The 18,091-nt window shown below is 55.5% G+C and carries 19 protein-coding genes; 5 read left to right on the top strand and 14 right to left on the bottom strand.

All coding sequences use genetic code 11. The annotated features are described in order from the left end of the window. Positions 1 to 3: 3 nt before the first annotated feature. From QLG10_RS03350 to QLG10_RS03340, 3 genes are all read right to left on the bottom strand, one after another. Entirely contained in the window at positions 4 to 738 is a 735-nt protein-coding gene (locus QLG10_RS03350; RefSeq protein ID WP_020799004.1) for an amino acid ABC transporter ATP-binding protein, read from the bottom strand. Next, positions 735 to 1,412: an amino acid ABC transporter permease gene (locus QLG10_RS03345; protein ID WP_020799005.1), complete on the bottom strand. Its 678-nt coding sequence runs from the start codon at positions 1,410 to 1,412 to the stop codon at positions 735 to 737. The genes QLG10_RS03350 and QLG10_RS03345 overlap by 4 nt, the downstream gene beginning before the upstream one ends. Before the next feature lie 64 nt (positions 1,413 to 1,476). Beyond that, positions 1,477 to 2,253: a transporter substrate-binding domain-containing protein gene (locus tag QLG10_RS03340; protein ID WP_282485521.1), complete on the bottom strand. Its 777-nt coding sequence runs from the start codon at positions 2,251 to 2,253 to the stop codon at positions 1,477 to 1,479. Positions 2,254 to 3,021: 768 nt separating this feature from the next. Here QLG10_RS03340 and QLG10_RS03335 point away from each other — a divergent pair. Continuing rightward, positions 3,022 to 3,231 (top strand): hypothetical protein, encoded by a 210-nt coding sequence (locus QLG10_RS03335; RefSeq protein ID WP_282485520.1) that lies wholly within the window; start codon positions 3,022 to 3,024, stop codon positions 3,229 to 3,231. Positions 3,232 to 3,291: 60 nt separating this feature from the next. On the opposite strand, the gene QLG10_RS03330 is transcribed toward QLG10_RS03335, so the two are convergent. Further along, on the bottom strand, positions 3,292 to 3,999 hold the full coding sequence (locus tag QLG10_RS03330) for a hypothetical protein (protein ID WP_282485519.1): 708 nt from the start codon (positions 3,997 to 3,999) through the stop codon (positions 3,292 to 3,294). Between the two features lie 162 nt (positions 4,000 to 4,161). On the opposite strand from QLG10_RS03330, the gene QLG10_RS03325 reads away from it, so the two are divergent. Continuing rightward, positions 4,162 to 4,482, top strand: coding sequence for a hypothetical protein (locus QLG10_RS03325; protein WP_282485518.1), 321 nt, complete (start codon positions 4,162 to 4,164; stop codon positions 4,480 to 4,482). 2 nt (positions 4,483 to 4,484) lie between these two features. After that, positions 4,485 to 5,180 (top strand): SOS response-associated peptidase family protein, encoded by a 696-nt coding sequence (locus tag QLG10_RS03320; RefSeq protein WP_282485517.1) that lies wholly within the window; start codon positions 4,485 to 4,487, stop codon positions 5,178 to 5,180. Here the strand turns inward: QLG10_RS03320 and QLG10_RS03315 are convergent. Further along, positions 5,177 to 5,407, bottom strand: a complete 231-nt coding sequence (locus tag QLG10_RS03315; RefSeq protein WP_282485516.1) for a hypothetical protein — start codon at positions 5,405 to 5,407, stop codon at positions 5,177 to 5,179. The two genes, QLG10_RS03320 and QLG10_RS03315, sit on opposite strands and share 4 nt — an antisense overlap. A gap of 226 nt (positions 5,408 to 5,633) precedes the next feature. Between QLG10_RS03315 and QLG10_RS03310 the strand changes: the two genes are divergently transcribed. Then, on the top strand, positions 5,634 to 6,152 hold the full coding sequence (locus QLG10_RS03310; protein ID WP_282485515.1) for a hypothetical protein: 519 nt from the start codon (positions 5,634 to 5,636) through the stop codon (positions 6,150 to 6,152). Positions 6,153 to 6,245: 93 nt separating this feature from the next. Here the strand turns inward: QLG10_RS03310 and QLG10_RS03305 are convergent, their stop codons facing one another. Then, a complete protein-coding gene (locus QLG10_RS03305) occupies positions 6,246 to 6,872 on the bottom strand; it encodes a glycoside hydrolase family 19 protein (protein ID WP_282485514.1) in 627 nt (208 codons plus the stop codon). 161 nt (positions 6,873 to 7,033) lie between these two features. On the opposite strand from QLG10_RS03305, the gene QLG10_RS03300 reads away from it, so the two are divergent. After that, entirely contained in the window at positions 7,034 to 8,281 is a 1,248-nt protein-coding gene (locus QLG10_RS03300; RefSeq protein ID WP_282485513.1) for a tetratricopeptide repeat protein, read from the top strand. A gap of 36 nt (positions 8,282 to 8,317) precedes the next feature. Here the strand turns inward: QLG10_RS03300 and QLG10_RS03295 are convergent, their stop codons facing one another. The 8 genes from QLG10_RS03295 to QLG10_RS03260 all read right to left on the bottom strand — a co-directional run bounded on the left by QLG10_RS03295 (position 8,318) and on the right by QLG10_RS03260 (position 18,089). Then, a complete protein-coding gene (locus QLG10_RS03295) occupies positions 8,318 to 9,058 on the bottom strand; it encodes a hypothetical protein (protein ID WP_282485512.1) in 741 nt (246 codons plus the stop codon). A gap of 14 nt (positions 9,059 to 9,072) precedes the next feature. Beyond that, a complete protein-coding gene (locus QLG10_RS03290; RefSeq protein ID WP_282485511.1) occupies positions 9,073 to 10,977 on the bottom strand; it encodes a hypothetical protein in 1,905 nt (634 codons plus the stop codon). 68 nt (positions 10,978 to 11,045) lie between these two features. After that, entirely contained in the window at positions 11,046 to 11,522 is a 477-nt protein-coding gene (locus QLG10_RS03285; protein WP_282485510.1) for a hypothetical protein, read from the bottom strand. 12 nt (positions 11,523 to 11,534) lie between these two features. Beyond that, positions 11,535 to 14,642, bottom strand: coding sequence for a host specificity factor TipJ family phage tail protein (locus QLG10_RS03280; protein ID WP_282485509.1), 3,108 nt, complete (start codon positions 14,640 to 14,642; stop codon positions 11,535 to 11,537). After that, a complete protein-coding gene (locus QLG10_RS03275) occupies positions 14,584 to 15,015 on the bottom strand; it encodes a hypothetical protein (RefSeq protein WP_282485508.1) in 432 nt (143 codons plus the stop codon). The genes QLG10_RS03280 and QLG10_RS03275 overlap by 59 nt, the downstream gene beginning before the upstream one ends. After that, positions 15,016 to 15,501, bottom strand: a complete 486-nt coding sequence (locus QLG10_RS03270; protein WP_282485507.1) for a DUF1833 family protein — start codon at positions 15,499 to 15,501, stop codon at positions 15,016 to 15,018. After that, positions 15,498 to 17,897, bottom strand: coding sequence for a phage tail tape measure C-terminal domain-containing protein (locus QLG10_RS03265; RefSeq protein ID WP_282485506.1), 2,400 nt, complete (start codon positions 17,895 to 17,897; stop codon positions 15,498 to 15,500). Before QLG10_RS03265 ends, QLG10_RS03270 begins: the two co-directional genes overlap by 4 nt. Before the next feature lie 30 nt (positions 17,898 to 17,927). Next, positions 17,928 to 18,089, bottom strand: coding sequence for a hypothetical protein (locus QLG10_RS03260; RefSeq protein ID WP_282485505.1), 162 nt, complete (start codon positions 18,087 to 18,089; stop codon positions 17,928 to 17,930). Positions 18,090 to 18,091: the final 2 nt, after the last annotated feature.

Below are 18,091 nucleotides of genomic sequence, written 5' to 3'. Positions count from 1 at the left end.
GATTCAGTGATGCAGGATGGCCTGCAGGAACGCTTGTGTGCGTGTTTCCTTAGGTGCGGTAAAAAACGGTTCAGGGATGTTCTGCTCAACAATGCGTCCGCTTTCCATGAAAATGACCCGATCGGCGACCCGACGGGCAAAGCCCATTTCATGAGTGACCACGACCATCGTGACACCGGAGCGAGCGAGGTTTTGCATGACATCGAGCACCTCGCCAACCATTTCCGGGTCCAGCGCGGAAGTTGGTTCATCGAACAGAATCGCCCGAGGCTCCATGGCCATGGTGCGGGCGATTGCCACACGCTGTTGTTGGCCGCCAGACAGTTGGCTGGGGTATTTGTGCGCATGATCGGCCATGCCGACCTTGACCAATAATTCCTTGGCCCGGGCATGGGCATCACGCCGACTCAAGCCCCGCACCCGGATCGGCGCCAGCGACACATTGTCGAGAACACTGAGGTGCGGGTAGAGGTTGAAGCTTTGAAACACCATGCCGACTTCGCTGCGAATGGCGGCGAGTCGCGGGCCGTTTTCGACCCGTTCGCCTGCCACACGGATATGGCCTTGCTGATAGTCTTCAAGCAGATTGATGCAGCGGATCAAGGTCGATTTCCCCGAGCCGGACGGGCCAAGAATGACTACCACTTCACCTTCTTCAACCTGCAGGTTGATATCACTCAACGCTTTGAAGCTGCCGTAGTACTTGTCTAGCTTTTCGATGTCGATCAACGTGCTCATGCGGTTTTTCCTCCCGAGGCATTACGACGCTCAACCCAGCTGACCATTTGCACCAACGGCAACAGCAGCAACAGGTACAGCAAGGCAGCCCCTACCAGCGGTGTCGGGTTGGCAGCCAACGCCTGCGCCTGGGTGGCCTGCTTCAACAAGTCAGGCATTGCGACCACCGAGGCAAGCGCCGTGTCTTTCATGACGTTGATGCAATTGCTCGTCATGGGCGGCATTACGATGCGTATGGCCTGGGGTAAAACGACGTCGCGCATGGTGTTGAAAAAACTCATGCCTTGAGATGCCGAGGCTTCAAACTGGCCACGGGGAATCGCCTCGATACCCGACCGAAAAATCTCCGCGCTGTAAGCGCAGGACACAAGCGAGAGCGCACTGGCAGCAGCTGCAAAAGACGACAGCCGGATACCCACAAAAGGCAGTGCGTAATAGATCAGTACCAGCAAAACCAGCAATGGAATGGAGCGCATGATATCGATGTAGATACGTGCCAGCGCCCGAACGGGTGCGTAGGAATACAACCTCAACAGCGCCAGCAACAGCCCACCCACCAGGCCCAGGGCAATACTTACCACTCCAAGCAGAATGGTGACGCCCAGACCACGCATCATCAGAGGAAGTGACTCGATGAGCACATTCCAATTAAAAAATGTCTGCAAAAGATCCATGGGATACCTCGGTCAATACAAGTGGCGAACGGGCGTCGCCACTTTCATGCAACAGCAGCAAGGCTTACTTGAGAACAGCGGTCACTTGCAGAGTGCTCGAGTCTTTAGCCGCGTCGGTGCCAAACCATTCTTTGTGGATCTTTCCGAGTGTGCCGTCTTCTTTCATCTTGCTGATGATATCGTTGACCTGATCGCTCATCGCCCAGCCTTTGGCGTGCATCAGCGAGTAGCGCTCACCGGTAGGAATGCGAGCGACGATGGTGTATTGCGGCTTGTCCTTGATGTAGTAGAGCACCGCGGGAATGTCGCTGAGGTAGCCATCGATGCGCCCGGAAGCCAGATCAAGCATGGCCGGCGACAGCCCCTCATAACGCGAGACGTCGGCGAACTTGTACTCGTCCTTGTGTTGGCCAATCCACATGTCACCGGTTGAGCCGGTATCGACGCCAACGACCTTATTGCTCATATCAGCCAGGCTCTTGACCTTGGACGTGGTCAACGCAGTAAGGGACTGATCGCTGTCGAAATAAGGCTGTGCGAAGGCAACTGACTCGAGGCGTTTAGGGGTGATGGTGATGGAGGAGATAGCGATCTCGACACGCTTGGATTGCACGGCACTGAACAGGCCATTGAATGGAATATTGACGAACTCGACGCTTTTCCCGGCGCGCTTGGCCACCTCTTTTACAACATCGACCTCGAAGCCGACGAACTCCCCTTTGGCGTCCTGAAACTCCCAGGGCACGTTGCCAACGTTAGCCCCTACCGTCCAGTCAGCTGACCAGGCCGGCAGTGCAACGGCGGCGGTCATGAACAATCCCAACATCACTTTCGCTTTCATGTTTGCTCCCGATTGTTTGTTTTTTTAGGTGCTAACAGCGGTTGATCTCGTGCAACGTGGGATCGAGAGTAAATCAGTGGATTATTTATTTCAATACTACTTATCTCTGAATTTTTTACTCCATCGCCGTGTTCAGTTTTCTTTAAAGGTCACGCCCTAAGGGCTGGTGACGGTCGTAACCGACCAAGGTGGCCACGCGCAGCAGACTTCGCGGCGGGCAAAAAACAGCCAGTTTCTGGTGACAGTCGACCGCCGCCCTTCGCAAGAGCCCGCAATCAGCCAAAAACAGCTTTTCGCCAACCGCCAGGTGGAACGCTGCGAGTTACGAAGTGACGCAATCTGCTCTGTGCAGTCTTGTCATCTACTGCCATTGGCCATGAGGTGAACCGTGTTGATGCAATTGACCCTGTGGGGTAAAAGACGGGGCAAAAATCAGCTCCGTGAGAAAACGATCAGCCATAAAAAAATCCAGTCACCGCTAAGTGACTGGATTTCTTAAAGAATAAATGGTCGGGACGGAGTGATTCGAACACTCGACCCCTAGCACCCCATGCACGCAGGACCCATGCAAGACCCTTTGTAATGGCCGTTTTTACTGGCGCTCGCTGCAATCGACTGCCCACAAGTGCTTAAAGGTGCGTGAGAAAGTCACGCAAAAGTCACGCACGCCTTTTTGGCCCCCCTTCCCCGGCGTTCTGCCGATCGAACATAACCCAGCCGAACCGAACCGCGACTACTACGCTTTCTCTCATCCATAGAGGAATCGCGATGCCCAACTCAGACCTTCTCCCTTCCCTGCTGTTCAAGATCAATGAAAACCAGCTCGCCCTGGAGGCCGCCATCATGGAGCTTTCGAATTGGGTTGAGCAACGCGGCGCGGCCGACGTCGCCGATAACGTCCGCGGCGCCTTGGACACCATCGACAAGAACGAGGAGTTCATCAAGCTGACGCTCGCGGTGCTGATGACCCCGGAATAAACCAAACTCGCGCCCTAGACCTCAGAAATCCACTCAAACACAGGGTTTCGCGCTTGGCTCTCAGAAACCAGGTGCACATAGCCGGCCACCTTGCTTGTAGATACGTCTGCCGCCAATGAGTCCAATTTTGACAAACACATCTTCAACTTCATGGCTACTCAAGAATTGGGAAATCTGTTCCTGATAACGGTCGTAATGGGTCAAAGTGAAATCGTCGAAGTTTGCGATCACAAATACAAGGCCTTGACCATGTTGGCTCGATATCTGCTGGTGGGCCTGGTTTAGGTCATAGTCAAGCTTGCTCAAAAAGCCTTTAGACAATTCTTGGTATATCGAGCAATCGAAGGATTCCTCAGCAGCGCGTCGAACCAACTCATCCTTTGAAATACCGATAGTCTTCACCTCGCAGTAACGGCGAATGCCGTTTTCGAGGTAGGTTAAATCGGGCGTTGTAGCCCCATTTTCCGGCAGGACTGACACGCCTTCGTAACCTTGGCGGACCAAGAATTGAAAGGCAAATGCTTCATTGAGCTGATTGAAAAAGCCCTGCTTGCGTTGGCCTTCGCGGTGATTTCGAAAATGCTCTAACGCTTTTTTGGAAAGCATCCCCCAAGACTCTGTGTCGAGGTAGGAAATCGCTCGTTCGTAGGCTTTATAAATCGCGCGAACTTGCGACGAATTGCGAAGACTCTCATTAAGAGTGTCAAAAAACTCGTCTTTTGGGTGGGCCTCAGTGACCATTCTGACTAAATCAAGCATCCGGCGCATTTCAAGCATCCATTGGTGGCTACGCAGAGCTTATCAAGATGGCACCAGTTAATCCGATTCCGCCACGAACACGCATTCTCACAAGCGCCTCGTCGCCTCATTCTGGTGAAATTATCGCGCCTCGATTACTGTATATCCAAACAGTATTAGTAAGGCGCGACCGTGGACCCCTACGAAATCGAAGACACCAGCGACTGGCTCGGCAGCCCGACCAGGCTGGAAACCGTCAAGCATTACGCAAGCATGCTCGAGGAAGACGTCCAAGACTTAAAGCGACAACTGCAGGTGGCAAAGGAAAATATTTCCACCTTGGTTGAAATGAACGACCAGCTATTGACCGAACTCCAAAAGAAGCTGGCATGGATGGCGAACCTGGAGGCGGAAACCACCGACCAGCTTTTCCAGATCCGGAGCCTGACACTGGTCCTGGATCAAAAAGAAAGGATCATTCGTGAGTTGCAAGCGGGTAATCAGAGGAACTGAGCATGTGCGGACGACTTTCCCAATACGATGGCATCCACGACTTTGTCGCGGCGCTGAGCATGCCTAACCCTCTGGTAAACAGCGCCGGCGACCAGCCGTTTGAGCGATACAACGCCGCCCCAACAACCCAGCTCGCTATCTTTCATCAGGAAGGCGAATACCTGCACGCCGACATGGTCCGCTGGGGATGGCGCCCGCATTGGGCCAAGGACCGCGCAGCACCGATCAATGCCAGGGTAGAGAAAGTCGCCCACGGCACCTTCTTTCGGGCGATCTGGCCGTACCGGGCAATCATCGCCATCAACAACTGGTTTGAATGGGTGGACGAAGGCGGACCGAAAAAACAGCCCTACCTGATACGCCGTCGGGACCGGGCGCCGATATTGTGCGCAGCGATCGGCCAATACCCGAATGCCGAGCATGAGCCCAGCGAGCACGACGGCTTCGTCATCATCACCGCAGACAGCGCTGGTGGGATGGTCGATATCCACGACCGCCGGCCCGTCACTCTATCGCCTGAACTGGCCCGCGAGTGGCTCGACCCAGCCACGCCCAAGGAGCGAGCCGAACAAATGGTGATGCACCAGGGCGAGCCAACGGAGGCGTTTGAGTGGTTCAAGGTAGATCGGGCAATAGGCAACGTGCGTAATCAGGGGCCTGATTTGATCAAGCCAGCCGAGGAAGACGGTTTGTTCTAAGTTGCGGCAAGTGCCCTCAGCCGCTCTTCAGTCGCGGAATCGAAGATGATATAGAGCCGATCAATGGTTGCCTCACTCAACGCGCGGGCCGACTCCAGGCCAAGAACGAACCCCTCAGCGCGTGCGCCAGCTTTCGCCGCAACAATCATCGAATCTGCCTGGGCGATCTGAGCAAGAAGCTTGTCGGCTTCGCGCTCAATCTTTGGACTCAGCTCGACACATTCCATTCCGCCACCTTTTAATTTGAGCCATCGGATGCATGATAGCGGGAAGCATGGGAAAAATTGAAGAACTCACCAAGCACCCGGGCGGATCGGCTGCGTCTGGATAATGTGACTCTTCAAGCGGAACTGATACGCTGAGTCAGGCATTCGCCCGGCCATTGATTGCACGCCGCAATCATTGCCCTTGTCGAGACACTCATGCGCCCTAGCAAAAATATAAGGACATTACTTGACCATTCCTTTTCATAACGAATCTGATAAGACCTACCACGCATGCCTCGGCCTGTATATCGCAACGTGGTCCGCAGCAGAGCACGGAATATTTTTTAACCTAAAGACATTGTCCTTAGTAACCAAAAAAAAATTTCATACAAAACCAATCAGACTCCAAAGAAAGTTTGAGCTTTTTCTTGAAGCGTTCGACCACCCTTGGCTATCTGAAGAAAAGGAAGAGGCTCAGGCGCTAATTGGATTTTTCAAGGCTGAATCACAGTTCCGCGATTCTTTGGTACATGGAGTAAATGTCCATATCCTGAAGCCTCGGGGGGATTGGTTCGCTCAGCAATGGTTACCAGAACGAAGCGAGGAACCTACCGACCAAAACATATTGGTTGTTGATCAGGGAACTCTCGAGAAGCACTATCATGATCTTGGCCATGCAATGCTGTGCATGATGGGGCTTGGCAGGCGTGTACTAGACATTATCGAGAAAAAAGTATCTGAAGCAGAAGCAGAAGCAAGTCTTTAAATTGCATTCCACAATCAGATAACAAGCCGGGGGCCGATCATTAGCATCGCCTCCGAGCAGAAAGGCCAGGGGGGCTGCCCATAATGACAGGAGCTACTCCAGCACCTGCAGCGCTCGGTCATACAGAGCTTTACGTTCAGCGGCGCCATGCGGCGCCGTCCCTGTTTTGCCAGTGTTGATAATGCTCCCAATGTCCAGGAAATGGCCGGCGTCTGATAGTTCGTTCAAGCCATGCTTCGACCAATACCAGGCCGCCGAAAGCGCGGCATACCCAGGCTGCTCCAATAACTCGGGCTTAGTCAGCAGGTCTAGACCCAGGGCCGAACCGCACGCCTGATAGTTGACCCAGCCCGTCACCTGGATCAGCCCGCGCCCACGGTACTTCCATCCGTCACCAGTAACAGCAGGGCCATTGCCCATGCGCGAGGCGTAAACGATGTTCGCAATCTGCTCGGGTTTGCGGGCAACAGCCGCAGCCGACACTCGGCTGAACCGGTTCGGCCAAGTCTTGACCAAACCCTCGGCGCTGTAGTTCAGGTTCTCGACCACCGTGCGCAGCTGTCCGGACTCATGACCGACTTGTGCCAGGAACGAGGCGACACGAAGTCGGCCTTCAATCTTGAACCGCGCCATCGCTTCATTCAGAGCGGGCACAAAAACGCCGGCAACTGGGCCGGCGTTCGGGAAAATCTGCAGCAGTTGCCGCGCTGTGATTGGCATGTTTTCTCCAAGCGAAAAAAATTCGCATTCATCGGGCTGTATAAATCTTTGTTTTTGAGATAGCTTTGCGCCAGCACAAACAGGAATGAGCGGTATTTTCGTGCAGCATCTTGCTACGGTTCGGCGCGAAAATATTTACATAAAAGCTGCGGCTAACGAAAATGATCAGCAAATTAATTAATAAATTTAAACCTAAGAAACTAGAAAAAATTGAGCCACCGATAGAAATTGACTACGGAATCTTCAATGAAGATGGACAATTTCACAAACTCAAAAAATGCCAAAACTCTACGAAATTACTTGTTGTATTTACTTGGATGGGAGCTTCTCCAGGGAGGTTCGCATTCTACAAAACCCTGAATTCAATTAAAGAAAACATACTTTTTTTGAATGACAAAAATAACGAATGGTATCAGAACGGGATCCCTGGAATTGCTGCGAACGTAGATGACACCTGTACCAAAATCAAAGAACTTGCTGACAAATTAAATGCTGCCGAAATAATTACAATCGGCAGCAGCATGGGCGCATACGGTGCGTTACTGTATGGTGCAAAACTCGGTTCCAGATCGCTTGCATTCAGCCCTGAAACAATACTAAACCTACCCGGCAGCAGATCAGAAAAAAACATCCCGGCACACATAGAAAAAAAATACAATGATTTGCGCCCACACATCAAAGGCTCATCCTTAGAAGCCAGCGTAATCACTGGGGAGCTGGACACTATTGATTTGATTTGTGCGAGCCACATTGCGAACCTCGAAAACATAAAGGTTATTTCGCTCAAGGGTGTTGCCCACGGAGTCCCAGAATTTTTACACCGCAAGTTTGGTATAGATAGTGTTATAGACCAATTCATCAAGACAAATACGCTGCCCGACATAGCAGAGCGCGGCGACTTGGCAAACTATCCGCATGCGATAAAACTAATTGCTGAGGCAGGAGAGCACATCTGGCAAAAGCAGTTTCGTGATGCCGCCAACAAGATGGAAACCCTAGCCAAAGAATTCCCAAATTCGGATGCCATACTTCATAAGATAGGGGCTTCTAGACTTAAGCTAAAAGACCCTAAATCGGCTGAGCGCGTTTTCCGTAAAGCCGTACAAATAAGTCCTTATTGTGCGGAGGCGCATCATCAACTTGGTGTATCGCTACGATCTCTTGGGAGGTATGAAGAAGCCTGTGATGCTCAGAGAGAAGCGCTAAAGATCTCTGAAAAAATGCCAGCCGCAACATTACATTTAGGCATGGCACTTCAGGATGCAGGCAATATTTACGACGCAGAGACGACTCTGAAGTCAGGCTACGAAAACAACCCAAAGAATCCTAAGTTCAAAGAGGCCTACATCTCCTGCTTACATGAAGTAGTAAAGAGCAGACAAAGACTAATCATCGAGCTGACACATTGAAACATGCAGCCCGGCGACCGGGCTGAATTTTAAGCTTCAGACTATCAGCCCTCTTCGTGCAATGTACGCTCGGATATCTAGCACCGTGCTGGCAATTTCGGTATCAGTAAGAGCTACGCTATGAGCTTGGAAAACCGCAACATCCGCCGCCCCATCAAACGCGCTCACACCACTGCCGATACGAATCTTCGCAGTTGCCGTGCGACGCGGGGTTGATGCGCTGATCGTTGCACTGTTGCCAACGGTATGGTCTCTCAGAGTAACGCCTGTCGGTCCGACACTCAGCGAGAACAAGGCCCAGCTATTGGCAACCGAGGGTTTGGTAATCCCCGCAAGCTTCAGTTCATTTGTAGCTGCGTCTGAGCCATAGCTTGCACCACCGCTCAAACGAGTAGGGGACGTAAGGTAGAATGCCAGTCCGAACGATGGACCGCCATCGAGGTTGACGCCCTGGTAGTTACTGAAAAACATCGGGCGGTCGGCAGTCACACTTCCGTCAGCGGCAGTTCTGCACACAATGAAAAAGGTCATCTCCGCAACTTCGGAGATCTGTGTCTGCACAAAGTTGACGCGGCTCTTCACCGCCAATGCCAGCGAACTCGGTACGGGCGCTCCAACGATCGAGCCTTGGGGTTTGCCAGACGCATAGTTACGCGCAGCCTTTGCCAGTGTTGTATTGAGGAAGAATATGCCTTCCAGGCCACGCCGCACTGGAGCAGCGTACTCTGTAGCGTACTGCTCCGCATCAACGCCCTTTGCGATTAGTCGAACACCCATTGTTACATCCTCTATTAGAATCCAGTTTTCCGGTCATATTGGAACATGACGCAGGGGTTATGCAGGGCAAAGATATTGCCCAGCGGGGATACAGCCGTGTCGAAAAGACCATGGGTGTCTCTTAGATTGCCGCGCGCGCCTTCGACCGGCCCAGACGCTGCAGTGTCTCCATTTCGGCCGAGTGCGTAGACCAGAACCGCACTTTCTGATGCGGCCCGGCTCAGTACAATTCGAACTGTGTCCTTGCTAAATACCTCGACGCTGGATATTAGCGAAGTTACCACGACACCAGTTTCTCTAATATCGAAGCCGAAGTTTGGGGCCAGAGCTGCGAGCGCGCTATCCAGCACGAGACATCCGCAGGGGACATGAAACTTGATGTCAATGTGATCATTTACCCAGTCAACAGCAATAGGCTCTAACGGACGCCACTTTCCATTTCGCCGAATCATGGTTTCGTACATCGCCCGACTGTGATATTCACCGAGTAACCAGCTTGACTCATTGGTCAGGTGAAGTTTATCGGGACCAGTTTTGCAAATGTACGCAGGGACCGATATAACCACGTCAGGACGATGGCGACTGGCTCGCCACTGCGCTAGAGCTACCGGCATCCTGTCGAGACCGTACAGCCTGTGCGCTGCGACCTGATAGGTGAAAAGATAGGGGCGTGAACGCTGGCCCGTAATACCGACGATCTCGCGGGTCATGTTGTCGAATAGCTCGAGCTCGTACTGCATGTACTGATAAGGCGAACTGGTGTACGGAGGCGAGTTGCTATAATTGCTCTCTCCCTGGACCCAGTGATACGCCCAGACGGAGTAGCTCTTCCCCATAGACAGAGAAGTCGAATGAGCATCTTTGATCAACTGCAAGGTTTTTTCGAAATAGCCTTCGCTAGCCCCTGGCATCAGTTGCTCAATAGCTCGGCCACCTCGACCAGTCGAGGATCCGATCAGACTCCAGTCTGTGGCCAACTCGCCATCTGATACTGCTCGCCGAACCACGCCGTTACAGATTGCTGATACCGGCGTTTCTCCCTCGGTACCGAAGTCATTCTCAACCATCGGCGCATATGCATTCGGCACATATCCAGAATCACCCGGGCGAGTCTTAATCCCGCCAGCGAGCATCAGGTTCGCGTATGGCTGAGAGAGAGAAATGGCGGGTTGAGAAAATGCGCCCCGTATGAGGGATTGACCGTAGCCTACAACATGGATGTGATCGGTGCGTTGCTGCTGGTCGAGTAATGCTACCGTCGGTGAGACTGGCGCTTCGGTTTCTTGCCCGAAATACACGACGTCCGGGCCAATCTTGCCGACAACGAAACCGTTGCCATCTACAAATTCAATGCCATCAAAGTCGCCCGGCCGAATTACCAGCCCGTTGATCAAGCTTTCACTGAAGCCCAGGCGCGTAGAGGTGAATCCATCCTCACCACTCAGTTCCAGACCGTCACCAATGCTCTGCAATCGAGCCCCCAGCAAGTCCAGGGTGCCATCGAGAAGCAACCTAGCAATAACGAACCGTTTCTCATCTTCAAATGAATGCGAGACGACATCAGGATCGGAAGCGTAGTCCACCAGCGCCTGCATCGATGACAACGCGACGGCTGAAGGGTAGCGCTTCTTTTCTAATGCAGCCCCCGCTTCGTTTTTGTAGAGGATCAGATAACCGTCGACCGCTGGATCTTCAACGCTGAAGTATCCTCCAGGAACAGATGAAGCTAGCCCCAATGCAACCGAAGTGAAGATCTGCGCCCCGCTCATCTGCACCGACAGGTCGGCCAGGACTTTCGCATTTGTAGGGCGCATCACCCCGCCACCCACATCGATCATCTCCGGCACTTCCGACAGAAACAACTCATTGGCCGTATCGATCGTTTCCTTCAGCCGCGCAAGATCCGATGGTCCGCTCATATTTACTCCAGATGAAAAAAAGCCCACTCAGTGGTGGGCTGCAAAAAATTGATATGTGATTGGGGCAGCTATGTCGCTCCGGGCCAGGACCTGGTGTACCAGCGATTCAACTCCCCTCGAAGCCGCGCATTCATCACGGCCACATCCATTCCCGCCATCATGTCGGTCAGCACTGCTTCGCTGATGATGGGCATTTCGAACAGTGAGAGAACGGCCGTGTATCGCCAGTGGTCCGCACCTACAAGATCAGGTCCTTTGTAGATGCCTGTGAACTGCGCCCGGGTAGGCATGAGGCCGAGCGGGCTTTTCAGTGGGCACATGAACCAATCGGCCCAGCCAATCCCCCATTTGCACCACCCCTCAAACATCTGTGCTTGTTTGGCGTTGCACAGCCACGAAACGGACACCTCGGTTGGGACGTTCAGGTAACGCCGTCGATTGCGCGCCCGCCCAGTCACAAATGGTGTGCGCGCGATCGGATCGGTCGGCGTGAACCCATAACCATCACGCAATGGAAGCGGAATCCCATCAGGCATTGTCAGCATGTTCCGCAATCCTTATGTGGGAGCGAAGTTATCGTCATCCGCATAAACACGCGGGTCGTAGTTGACGGCCTCCACGTCCGCCGAGTGGTCGCCTGGTTCAATTGAGGTGATAAGCACCGGATAGCACCAGCGAGTTGATTCGCCGAATAGCAAATGCGGTGGGTCAATGCCCCAGGACAAGTCCGGAGCGAAGTCGAGTGCCGGAATCGCCAGGCGGAACTCATCGATTCTCGATGCCGCCCAAGGGCCGCTCAGCGATCCGTCAGGCCGACGCAGCGCCAACACATGTGAGGCGCCCGAAGTCCAAACGAATCGCTCCGTACTTTCCAGAATCACCGGTCCGACTCCATCGGTATAGTCCACGAGGATCGCCGACTGTCCATACCCTGGAATGTCGTCTGCAACGGCGTCATAGCTGAGGTAGCCGCTATTGAGGGCGTCGAGTTCGGTACTCCAGCTGTAGGTCTTGTTGCGGTAAACCTGCGCCCGCCGCAAGCGCATGCCGTAGCGCCAGGCTCTGTCGCGGTTCGTTATGCCTTTCACGGTGACCGTTTGCACGGTCTTGCCGGCATCACCTGGAAGTCTGCACTCAACCACCTCCGTAGCCCGCGTCACGGTGTCGACATACTTGATGTCCACGCCGTCGTAGGCGTCCGGCTCCAGCAGCGTGAAATTGCGCTTCAGCTCTTCGGTCATGTTTTGCGGCGTATACATGTGGCCGATCTGCGTCCGCGGCTCATCCCGCACCGGGGTAACCCGGCCGCGTTCTAGGGTGAACTCAGCGAAGCCGGCCAGCAGCGCGTCATTGAGGCACTCCTTGACCGTGCTGTCGTCCTCGACCGGGAAGTCGAAGTGATCAGCCCGGCTGCTCCAGATCGCGCCGTAGTGCGCCAGCTCCTCCACATCCATATCGTCATCGGTTCCGCCGACCGACTTCAGCACGTAGTTGACCCAGGGCACGATGTCGCGCGTTGCGGTTGGCACGCTCCAGGCGCCATCGACCAGCACCGGAAGCTTGCGGGTGGCTACCACGGATACCTGGCTTTGCGACTGAGCAGACAGCTTGTCTCCACCGCGCACGTACAGCGCCATCACCGTGCAGCCCTCGTACCGCGTCGGCGCCTTGTCGATCCGGCCGCGCAGGCCGTACCACTGGACCCGATTGAACTTGAAGTTCTCCGGCGACTCCTCGCCAATACGCCGGATTCGGACTTCCGGACGGATGTAGGCCGGAGCGGTGATAGCCCGGGTGTATCCCTGCTGATCCGCACTCATCGCCTCAAAGCGATAGGGAACGCTTGTCCAGGCTCCAGCCGTGGCGGCATCCCGATATTGGACTTCGACGCGAGCCCAGTGGGAACGCTTGTTGCCATTCTTCTCGGTGTATCTCACCAAGCCTTGCGGGAAGAAGAAGTCGACTTCAAATCGGCGAATGGTCTCACCTTCCGGGCAGGCATAGAACGGCCCCGACCAGTCACCTTCAGTGGTCGAACCGTCGAGGGTGATCGATGCCGTGTTCGTCTCGATGTCGTCGAACCCCGGCCAATCCTCATCTTCGGCGCCGGTATCGGTAAGACGAATGACGGTGATCGCCGACGGCCCGTGGCTTTCATCAACACCTTCGGTGGCTTCGTCATCATCAACCGAATCATCCGAGACAGAGCTGATCCGGTACCGGAGATCCCTATAGCCGATGCAGGACCAGAGCAGGCCCGTCTGCAAACCGATCGCCGGCGCGCCGCCATCGTAGGCGAGCGTGATCTTTGCCGGTACCGCATCGGTGGCCGCGACCGTCTTCACGCCCGTGACAAAGACCGGGGCCGCGCCAAAAACCGCTGTCACGGATCCACCCAATGAAAGCGCGGTACCGCTATATGGCGAAGTGGCCTCTGCTATACGCAGGAATCCGCCCGAGGCACTGGCCATAAGGCCGGAGCCCGTCAACTCGGAGTTCACGGCAATGACCAGGCCGGCAAGGTCGGTCGCGCTCGCGTCGAGCTCCACGGTGAAAGTACTGGAGCCGTGGCTCACGGTGAAGGTCAGTGGAGTCACGTCGAAATCATACCGCGCGGGAGCGGTGTTGCCGGTCACTCGCGAAGCGCTACCGGTCACTGCCGGGACACCAGGCACGTAGGGGGCATAGGTGGCCACCACATAGTCGCCGGCGTTGGCGCCTGTGATTTCGATCTTCATGCCCACGAACGGGTTGAGCATTGGCACATGGTCGCCACTGATGACCGTCGCCGAGCCGTCAGCCGGCGCAACGAACAGATAGGGATACATAACCTCGATACGGGTAATCAGACCAGCGTCCCAGCCATACGGAAACCAGCCAGCCGACGGCGGGACCGAAACCACGAACTCACTGAACTGTACCGTCTCGGCAGTCAATTGCTGATCGATGTTCGTGGTGGTGGTTAACGTCAGGCCGGCGCTACCTGTCGAGGTCGAGCCGACTTCGTCCGAGTTGTGCCACCATAACCGAGCAGGTTCCGCTGCTACCGACTCACCTGGGCCATAGATCGTGTAGCTGGCCGTACTGCCCAGCGAGGCGATCGGTGTTCCGCCGATTCGCACCTGGCCTGCTGGGATGTCGAACTCACCCACCCCAATGCACAACAGCATCTCGACCCACTGAACCTTTGGATCAGTACCAAAATACCTGCGTGTTGGCGTCAAGTAGTCCGGGAAAATCTCATTTTTGCCCGAGCACTCTCGAATCACGTCGCCGAGCTTAACCTGATTGGCGGTGGTCTTTGCCAGACCCAGCCCTTTGCCAGCGCCATTGTTGGCCGAGTTCGGTGTCATCAACGGCTTCTGGGTGAGCATGATCACGCCAACGGCGACAATGGCTGCAACCACAGCCCAGACGGCGATCTCAAGGCCAGTGCCCTTTGGCTCCGGGAAGATGCGCACTGTGTCGACCGGAGCGAACTCGACCTTGGACCAACTGCCCGGATCGATGAAAACGCCATTGACCTCAACGCTGATCGGCGGCGACTCCATGGCGCGGTAGGTTCTTACGTTTCCGATCAGCCACGCCTCGATGGTCATCACGCGATCAGTCTTGTAACGCTCCAACGGCTGGCCTTCCAGCTTGCTCGGATAGAGTTCGATCACGGTGATAGCTCACTGTCAGATATTGGTCTTGGAATTTGCGCAGCGGCTTGATGGTTGCGCCGGATGACTTCATCTCCATCCCGTGAAGGCGGCCGTCGACCTCAACGATGACCGCGACGTGGAAGCAGACGCGCCCACGCCATATGCAGGCGATCGCACCAACCTGCGGCTCACACCGCTCCATTGCATCAGCACCTTCATTCACCGCCCGAGTGAACTCCTTGGGCATGGTGTTGCGGACGTAGCCCCAGCTCGGCAGCAGCGGCAGCCCGTACACCTCGTGCCGAACAAGCCTGACCAGGCCCCAACAATCCAGGCGCGCGTGGCTGCGCCCGCCGTCCTCGTAGGAGGCGCGCAGATATTTCTCTAACATTTAGATGTACCGAAGGCAGGGGGCGAACGCTAAGTCGTACTTGCGGCGCGGCCAGGCGAGATTGATCAGGTCGAAGTAACCAGCGTTGAGCTGGACGCTTGCCCCTTGCATGAACCCGTTCAGCACTGTCATGCGGTAGGGGCGCTCTGCCGGCGCGGTCAGATCGCTGGAGACGTACATCCGGAATACCAGGCTGATTCTGGCCCGAGCATCGAGTGCCTTATCGATCAGTTGCTGAGCCTCGCCCGTGACGTTGTCGATGGCGAAGGTCAGCGTCTGGTTACCGCTGTTGTCGCGCTTGGGCAGCGCCGCGGCAAACCCCGATGCGGTGAACTTCACCGTGGCGCCGGTTTCCGTCTTGGCAGTGATGTCATCAAAGCCGTGACAGAGGTAGATAGGCGCCGGCCAAGCCGAGCACCTTAGCTCCAGCGTGGGAATGATCACAGCCTTGCCGCCTGAGGCGTAAAGCGTTTCAAGTGCCGTCATCGCCCAACTCTCTTCAGTCCGTAGGTTTGCTCAAAGGCTTTAGCGGCTGCAGTCTGCGAACGGATGTTCGAGACAAATACGTCCATCATCTGCTTCCCATCTGGACCGGTGCTTGTTTGCACCTGGCCAGCACGGCTCGCGTCCTCGTAGAGGTTGACCGTCGACGCACCTGTCTGAGTGGAGTTCTTCGAAACGCTATCGAGGGTCCGATCCAGCTTCGCGCTGGTCTCCGCCGTGGTGACTCGCTCACCCTTCTTCAAATTCCAGGTACCGTCGGCAGGGACATAGTCGATGCCGTCATGCGCCTGGCCATCCAGAGAAGCGCCTACGGCGGTCATCAGCACTCCAGCGGCGCCGGCCGCCGCGATTGCTGCGCCTGGAGCAATCGCCGGTCCAACAAAGGGAACGCCGATCATGGCGGTGAACGCGCTGAGCGCAGCCATGGCCACTTGAGCGGCCGCATACGACATGAGCGCATGCCCCATGGACTGAATGAATGACGACGCCAACCCCTGGATATCCAACTTTCCAGTCTCAGCCCACTCGGTCATTGCGTCGGTGAGATTTTGGAATGTGTCCGCACCCACGTTTTGCATGTTGCTGTACAGATCCATGGAGGCTTGGGCTTGTGTGGCAAATCCGCTGATGAAGCCAGCGGTGCCGTTTTGCTGCAGCCTGTCGAGGTCCTGGTAATACTGCTGCTGCATTGCCAAACGATCCGCCATAGAACTTTCCAGAACAGAGGTTTCCTGCTCGTAAACGGACTCGCTGATCTTGTTCGCATTTCGCTGCTTCAGCAGGTCGGCCATCTGGTCCTGGTAGTCCTGCTCAATGCCGAGCATCTCCAGAGCCCTTTGCTTCACCTCGTCGCTGTTGTAGGCATCGGCAAAATCGACGTTAAGGCCACGCTGATCAATCTCCAACTGATGGCTGACTGAGGTCTTGAACAGGCTCACGGCCTGCGCATCCTCATTGGCCTTTTTCAGCTGTTTCAGCTGATCCAGCTCGGCGGCGAGCTGCTTCAGCTTTTCCTGCCGCTGATCGCTCAGCCCCCTCAGGTTCCCGGACTCGACCTCGAACTGGAGCTTGGCAACCTCGGTGGCCTCTTTGCGCTTGTCCGTCTCGGTGTTTATTAGCGCGATTTGCCGCTTGTATCCTTCCTCGGTGGTTTCGAATAGGGATTGCAGTTTCTTCGCAGCAGCCTCCGCAGCTTTGGCCGCGGCCTCCGCTTCCGCAGTGGGCGCCTTGAACGTGCCCTTTGCCCCCTCTTTGTTGACCAAGGCCAGGGCATTGGCGATTTCCTTGATCTTGCCGCTGGCCTGTCCAGTCGATCCAGCCTGATCAACCCGTACCCACAACTTGTTGTAGCGCTCGTCCAGTTTGTCGAGATCGTTACCGACAGCGCCCGCCAGCTTCGACGAGTTCTCGCGAATCCGGTCGATTGCCTCGGATGGCTTAGACAGGTCCACCCCATCGAACGCGCCACCGATGATGTTTACCAGGCCAGTGATCGACTTACCGGTCAGCTCAAAGGCATAGGCCACGGCCAAAGCTGTCTTGGCACCCACCTCCAGAATCATCCGCAGGCCTTCGGAGAGCACGGATACAGATTCCGTGTCCTGGCTCAGGTCGAAGAGGATGTCGGAATAATCGCTCAGCGTAGGCATAAGCGCCGACGCGAGTTGATTCTTGATGCCCGCCATCGATTGCTGGGCCAGCCAACCAGCGGCCGCAAGGTTCTGCGTAGCCGTGATGGTCTTCTGGCCCATGATCGCGCCGGCCTTCTCGGCAGCATCACCCAGGACTGCAAAGCCAGCACCGTTATCACGCAGCAACGGCAGCAGCATGGTTGCGTCGTTGGCCAGCGACTCCATCTGCTGAGTCATTTCCGCCTGGCTGAGCCCGGCTTTTTCCAAGCTGCTCGCAAAGAGCTGCAGGGCCTGCGGGCCGGAGAGATTGCGAAACTGCTCAGCCGTCACGCCCACCTGTGGCGCGATCGTCTTGAAGAAGTCTTGAAGCTCTCCCCCGCCATTCAGCAGGAAGTCACCAACCTTGTCGTTGACGTCCTTGAGGATGTCCGCGAACTTGTCGGACTCGATGCCCACCGCCTTCGCACCAGCCGCATACCGCTGGAACTCGTCAGTGTTGCTGCCGGCGACCGCTGCCAGACGCGAAATTTCATTGCCAGCATTGACCGTGGAAACGGTAAACGCTGCAAGGGCTGCCACCCCGGCAACTGCAGCTGTTCCGATGGCGGCACCGACCGCCGTCGCATTTTTCTCGACCTCCTTGCGCCACTTCGCGGAACTCCGCTCGGCCTTGTCCATGCCAGCGACGAAGCCGCCAACCTTGGCAATGACATCCAGGGTCAGGGTGCCCAGAGACCTAGAAGCCATACCCTTCTCCAATGAAACGAAACAAATAAATCAGGCCCAGGTGCTCATCGCTTCGACAAGCGAAATGACCCGGTCGTCAGTGTCGTGCGGTGCGAAATCCGCTACGGTGTAGGGCATAGGTCGCTTTTTTGGATCACGATTTTGGTTCGCGATCAGCGCCGCAAGCAGCGCCACGGAACGCTCAATGCGCATGC

It is taken from the genome of Pseudomonas sp. V98_8 (assembly GCF_029967975.1).
Taxonomy (GTDB): Bacteria; Pseudomonadota; Gammaproteobacteria; order Pseudomonadales; family Pseudomonadaceae; genus Aquipseudomonas; species Aquipseudomonas umsongensis.
The sequence above is the reverse complement of the archived record's forward strand: the minus strand, read 5'-3'. Positions and strand labels throughout refer to the sequence as shown.

What these genes read in the sequence shown, in the direction of transcription:
- QLG10_RS03345 (WP_020799005.1), bottom strand. Translation starts at nt 1,412, where the DNA reads ATGGATCTTTTGCAGACATTTTTTAATTGGAATGTGCTCATCGAGTCA.
- QLG10_RS03295 (WP_282485512.1), bottom strand. Translation starts at nt 9,058, where the DNA reads ATGGGTGTTCGACTAATCGCAAAGGGCGTTGATGCGGAGCAGTACGCT.
- QLG10_RS03315 (WP_282485516.1), bottom strand. Translation starts at nt 5,407, where the DNA reads ATGGAATGTGTCGAGCTGAGTCCAAAGATTGAGCGCGAAGCCGACAAG.
- QLG10_RS03340 (WP_282485521.1), bottom strand. Translation starts at nt 2,253, where the DNA reads ATGAAAGCGAAAGTGATGTTGGGATTGTTCATGACCGCCGCCGTTGCA.
- QLG10_RS03290 (WP_282485511.1), bottom strand. Translation starts at nt 10,977, where the DNA reads ATGAGCGGACCATCGGATCTTGCGCGGCTGAAGGAAACGATCGATACG.
- QLG10_RS03260 (WP_282485505.1), bottom strand. Translation starts at nt 18,089, where the DNA reads ATGCGCATTGAGCGTTCCGTGGCGCTGCTTGCGGCGCTGATCGCGAAC.
- QLG10_RS03300 (WP_282485513.1), top strand. Translation starts at nt 7,034, where the DNA reads ATGATCAGCAAATTAATTAATAAATTTAAACCTAAGAAACTAGAAAAA.
- QLG10_RS03305 (WP_282485514.1), bottom strand. Translation starts at nt 6,872, where the DNA reads ATGCCAATCACAGCGCGGCAACTGCTGCAGATTTTCCCGAACGCCGGC.
- QLG10_RS03335 (WP_282485520.1), top strand. Translation starts at nt 3,022, where the DNA reads ATGCCCAACTCAGACCTTCTCCCTTCCCTGCTGTTCAAGATCAATGAA.
- QLG10_RS03285 (WP_282485510.1), bottom strand. Translation starts at nt 11,522, where the DNA reads ATGCTGACAATGCCTGATGGGATTCCGCTTCCATTGCGTGATGGTTAT.
- QLG10_RS03330 (WP_282485519.1), bottom strand. Translation starts at nt 3,999, where the DNA reads ATGCGCCGGATGCTTGATTTAGTCAGAATGGTCACTGAGGCCCACCCA.
- QLG10_RS03320 (WP_282485517.1), top strand. Translation starts at nt 4,485, where the DNA reads ATGTGCGGACGACTTTCCCAATACGATGGCATCCACGACTTTGTCGCG.
- QLG10_RS03350 (WP_020799004.1), bottom strand. Translation starts at nt 738, where the DNA reads ATGAGCACGTTGATCGACATCGAAAAGCTAGACAAGTACTACGGCAGC.
- QLG10_RS03275 (WP_282485508.1), bottom strand. Translation starts at nt 15,015, where the DNA reads ATGTTAGAGAAATATCTGCGCGCCTCCTACGAGGACGGCGGGCGCAGC.
- QLG10_RS03270 (WP_282485507.1), bottom strand. Translation starts at nt 15,501, where the DNA reads ATGACGGCACTTGAAACGCTTTACGCCTCAGGCGGCAAGGCTGTGATC.
- QLG10_RS03265 (WP_282485506.1), bottom strand. Translation starts at nt 17,897, where the DNA reads ATGGCTTCTAGGTCTCTGGGCACCCTGACCCTGGATGTCATTGCCAAG.